Annotated in this window: 2 protein-coding genes and 4 pseudogenes; 3 read left to right on the forward strand and 3 right to left on the reverse strand. The window is 49.8% G+C overall.

Annotated features, from left to right (window positions below; all coding sequences use genetic code 11):
• Nucleotides 1–78: 78 nt before the first annotated feature.
• Nucleotides 79–276 (forward strand): annotated as a pseudogene (locus JUF11_RS13415) (IS3 family transposase); the annotation flags it as partial.
• A gap of 39 nt (nucleotides 277–315) precedes the next feature.
• On the opposite strand, the gene JUF11_RS12800 reads toward JUF11_RS13415, so the two are convergent.
• The 3 genes and pseudogenes from JUF11_RS12800 to JUF11_RS13435 all read right to left on the reverse strand — a co-directional run.
• Entirely contained in the window at nucleotides 316–1,659 is a 1,344-nt protein-coding gene (locus JUF11_RS12800) for a PTS sugar transporter subunit IIC (RefSeq protein ID WP_204119901.1), read from the reverse strand.
• Nucleotides 1,660–1,881: 222 nt separating this feature from the next.
• Complete coding sequence (gene nadE / locus JUF11_RS12805) at nucleotides 1,882–2,718, reverse strand: NAD(+) synthase (protein WP_204119902.1); 837 nt, start codon at nucleotides 2,716–2,718, stop codon at nucleotides 1,882–1,884.
• 710 nt (nucleotides 2,719–3,428) lie between these two features.
• A pseudogene (locus JUF11_RS13435) lies at nucleotides 3,429–3,569 on the reverse strand (IS30 family transposase); the annotation flags it as partial.
• Between the two features lie 72 nt (nucleotides 3,570–3,641).
• Here JUF11_RS13435 and JUF11_RS12810 point away from each other — a divergent pair.
• Nucleotides 3,642–4,265: pseudogene (locus JUF11_RS12810) on the forward strand (IS6 family transposase).
• Between the two features lie 112 nt (nucleotides 4,266–4,377).
• Nucleotides 4,378–4,568 (forward strand): annotated as a pseudogene (locus JUF11_RS13420) (IS30 family transposase); the annotation flags it as partial.
• Nucleotides 4,569–4,766 lie beyond the last annotated feature (198 nt).

Here is a 4,766-nt window from a genome sequence, read left to right on the forward strand (position 1 = left end):
ATCAGTCATCTGAAAACCTCCAGTTTCAATTCATGATACAGGATGCACTCTCCCTGAGTAAACTTTGCACCAGAACCCTGTCACGATAATGCGCCCATCGAAAGCTTCTTCAACCTCCTGAAACGTGAGTGCTTGAATCGGTATCAGATCAACACGCTGTCAGATCTACGCAAGCTGGTGAACGGTTCCGTGGATTGGTTTAACAATGTTAGAGTTTCAAGAAACAAAAATGGCTTGACCCCAGTTGAGTACCGGGAACAAGCCATGGTTGCTTAATTCAAAATCTAAGTTGTCTAACTTTTCTATTGCACTTCATTATTCGGCGTCCAGCTTGCCGCTTTCCTCCAGCTTCTGCTGCTTGTTCTGAGTGAGCAGGAATGGGAAGTAAACGAGCACGTCGAGGACGATGTTAATCGCCTGCAAGACCGAAGCCTGCCAGGTGTTGGTGGCCAGGAACCCGGACAGAATCGGCGGCATGGTCCAAGGCACAACGACCCCGGTGCACAGGCCAACGATGCCGGACTTCATGGCAAGGTAGGTGGTCAGGACGTTAACCATTGGGGCCAGGACGAACGGAATGACCAGGGTGGTGTTGAGCACGATTGGCATCCCGAACATGGTTGGTTCGTTGATGTTGAAGATCCCAGGGGTCAAGGTCAAAGGCGCCAGGATTTCCAGCTGCTTAGAAGACTTCTTCATGAAGACCAGGATAGCAACGCCAATGACCAGGCCGAGAGTTGCACCGCCGCCGCCCATGAAGACGAAGTTATCGATGAATGGCTGGGCGATGATGTGACCGCCGTGCGCCAAATCAAGCTTGCCAGCTTCGAACAGGGTGTGGTTGGCACCGGTGTTCATCAGCCAGATTGGCTGAATCACGTTGTTGACCGTGTTGGCCCCGTGAATCCCAACGAACCAGAAGGCACTGTTGAGGAACACCGCGACCAGCGTGCCGCCCAGGGTGTCGCCAAGCAGCCCCAGCGGGCCAGACAGAATGTTGAGCAGAAGCAGGTGAATGTTGCCCCAGCCGGCCCAGGTGACAATCAGGTAGACCAGGCCGAACAAACTGATGATGACTGCGCCTGGAATCAACGCGGAGAAGCTCTTCGCAATTGCAGGTGGCACGGTGTCTGGCATGTGAATCTGAACGTCGTGGTTGATGAACCACTGGAACAGGCCGCCGGTAACCAGGCCGATGATGATGCCGACGAACAAGCCTTTGGAGCCCAGGAAGTCGTAAGGCATCCCGGCAGCCGGCACCTTGTCGCCGCTCATCAGGTACGGGGTGACAACGAAGTACGAGGCAATTGCGATGATGCCGGCGGACTTACCGTCGGTTTCATGCTGCTCGGCATAGCTGGACGCGATGCCGAAGCACCCGATCAAGCCCAGCAGACCGAATGAACCGTTAGAAATTTTGCCGAAAATGGCTTGAAGCGACACGCCTTGGAATTGAACCGAGGCAATCCAGTTTGTCCACGCGGTGATTGGAAAACTGGAAATGATCATGAACAGCGAGCCGATGATGATTAATGGCATTGCGGCGGCAATCCCATCACGAATGGCAATCAACGGCTTGAACTGACTGAGTTTGACGGCAACTGGCATCAGCTTGGTTTCGATGACGCTGGTGAAGCCGCCTTTCTTTCTATCAGCCATGTAAAACCCTCCCTTTTTTGGTGCCCGGGCAATTGTCGGCGCTTCCCGGGACGTTCCCCTTAAATAATGGCAGTTACCATAGCCGCGCCAGGCCGCCGACGACATTGCGCTTGACTACATTTCGAGAACAGGAAATAAGATACAACGGGTCAATGTAATCACCTAATAACTATCAGTCTTTGACACGCATTTCACTGAAAAAAAACTATCAAGTTGCTGATGCTACCTCCAGAAATTGTCGAACACTGTGATCGGCAGGTGCCGCTTGTGGGCGGAGCGCTGGTACCAGCGCTCGATGGTTGCAGCGGCCTGCTCTCTGACGTTTTTCCCTTCCAGATAGTCGTCGATGTCGCGATACGACACGCCGAGGGCGACCTCATCCGGCAGCGACGGCCGATCTTCCTCCAGGTCCGCGGTGGGCGCCTTTTCGTACAGGTGGGCCGGCGCGCCCAGCAGCTGCAGAATCGCGGTGCCTTGGCGCTTGTCCAGCCGGACCAGCGGTGTCACATCCGCGCCGCCGTCGCCGAACTTGGTGTAAAAGCCGGTCACTGCCTCGGCTGCGTGGTCCGTCCCAATCACCGCCCCGCCGCGCGCACCAGCAATCGCGTACTGGGCAATCATGCGGGCGCGGGCCTTGATGTTGCCCTTGTTGAAGTCGGACACGGCCAAGCCGTTTGCGGCCACTGCCGTGCTCATTGCATCCACGCTCGCCTTGATGTTCACGCGCATGGTTTCGTCGGCCTGCGTGAAGCTGATGGCGGCCATCGCGTCCGCCTCGTCGGCCTGCTCGCCATACGGCAGCCGCACGGCGATGAAGCGGTACTGGTCATCTCCGGTGCTGGCGCGCAGCTCGCGCATCGCCTGCTCGGCCATGCACCCGGCCAAAGTCGAGTCCTGGCCACCGGAAATGCCAAGCACGTACGTCTTCAGTCCGGGAAAATGCTGGATGTACGCCTTCAGAAAGTCTACCGACCGGCGCAGTTCCATCTGCGGATTGATGGTTGGCTGCACATGCAACGCCTGAATAATTTTTTGTTGTAAAGGCCTCGTGGGTCTCACTCCTCTCTTTGAATATACACGCTTGGTCTTAAATTCCTCTAACACCAGAAAGTATAAGTCTTAAAACATGAGTGTCTAACTGGGCCACCACCGGCTCAAATTGAGTCACTACCCTAATGCGCTAATCATCATGAGTTTCGTTTTCGAATACAGAATAACTCGAATACTCATTCAATGACTTTGATTCTATGTTACGAGTGCGGGAAGGCCACTAAATAAGAACGTCATCCCAATAAGAACACCAAATATTACTTATATCAATACCATTCAGTTATTTTACTCATCTTATGTATGCACAAATAAATACTTCGTTGGAATTATTAATCCAAAAAAAGAAATTACAGGCATTGGAAATACTTAATAGCTTAATTTGGATTTTTTATGCGTTTTATTTTCCAATAGTTGGTTATCAGCCAATAAAATTTCCCGGTATTGGTATACACCTTAATTATCAGTATAAAAGACTCACAACAATGAGCAAGGAATATTGGTATACCTCCTTATTATTTACTTACATTAGCTTTTCTTTTGTGGAATTACAAGTATTAATACCAAAAACCAGAAAAGGAGCTTAGCATTTGCAGAATATTTACCCCCCCGATTGTTCCAAGTGCAATACTGGCTGACCAGTTCTTGTTAGTGGTATAGCTCTACGCCATGTTGGGATAGTAGTGACAGGAACGAGGCCAGTCGAGGCTACGCCGTGGGCGTTAATTGCGGGCATACTGCACCGCCTGATCCTGATCAGCAGTGACAGCTTTGCGGGATTTTCCCTTATGGAAGTACTACCGCAATAGTCCGTTGGCATTCTCGTCAGACCCTTGCTCCCAAGGCAAATATGTATGATCAAAGGGTTCTGGTGCAAGCTTTCTTCTCTGACTTCATTTTAGTATATTTGGTGCAAAAAACGGGGGATTGCGTGCATGAATCACTTCAACGGACGTTACTTTCAAAGAGACATCATCTTAGCAACCGTTGGCTACTATTTTAGATTCAGTCTCAGCTATCGTGACATCGTCGAGTTGCTTCGGAACCGAGGAATCACCGTTCATCACACCACGGTCATGCGATGGGTCCATCACTATGGCCCTATCTTTAAGGCGCTGTGGCATCGGTATCGAACTGATCATTCTACAAGTTGACGAATTGATGAGACTTATATTCGTGTCAATGGTCGTTGAGCTTATTTGTATCGCGCTATTGACAGTAACGTTTTAGCCTTATATTTTGAGATGCGAAAACACCGTGACTATGTTGCCGCTTATCACTTTCTGAAGCGTCTCTTGGCGACCAACGGTCGCCCTGAACGATTAGTCACCGATCAATATCAAGCAACGATAAAAGCGGTTAAGCACCTGATAAGGCAAGAAGATTTGATCCAATCAGCACACCAGTGCTCTAAATATCGAAACAAGCTGATTGAACAGGATCATCGATTCATTAAAAGACATCGTGTCCGATCCGCCAGCTTTCATAGTATTCGAACCGCTAGGGCAACGCTAAGCGGCGTATAAATTGTTCACGCAATACGCAAAGCAACCCGATAGGCGTTAAGTCTCATCGAGTTCTTGGTCGTGGACGAATTAAAAGCATTTATAGCAGCATAATCAGCAGCCAGTATCAATCGCTGGTTAGCTGACTATCTTTTAGAGTGAACCGTATCTACTTTCAAAGCGGACGGCTAACACAAAAGCCGATATAGTCAGAGACATCATGATTGTGCTGCTTGATGCCCTGCCAGCTAACCGAGTTTAACCGGTACAAGGAACTGGCAGAGCGGCTAGATGAAAAGGTTTCTTTCCTGACAAGCGCGTTTCGGCAACGAGAACATCAATGTCCTGATACGAAAATAATTTCCTAATAATGCGGATTAGACCTCCGGAGCGCTCAGAAGATTAAAGCTTATGTTGGATAACTGACTGCGCAAGGTCTTAGACTTGAAAACACCGTCAGGATTCTTCCTAGAAAAAAGTTTTGTTAATTAACTTGGGCACACCCAAAAGTTTAAATGTCAACGACGTTAGGAGCTATTTAAAGCGGTTTTTAAG

This window comes from Lacticaseibacillus suilingensis (assembly GCF_016861845.1).
Lineage (GTDB): Bacteria > Bacillota > Bacilli > Lactobacillales > Lactobacillaceae > Lacticaseibacillus > Lacticaseibacillus suilingensis.

Coding starts and splice junctions, on each gene's coding strand:
- JUF11_RS12800 (WP_204119901.1), bottom strand. CDS start 1,659: ATGGCTGATAGAAAGAAAGGCGGCTTCACCAGCGTCATCGAAACCAAG.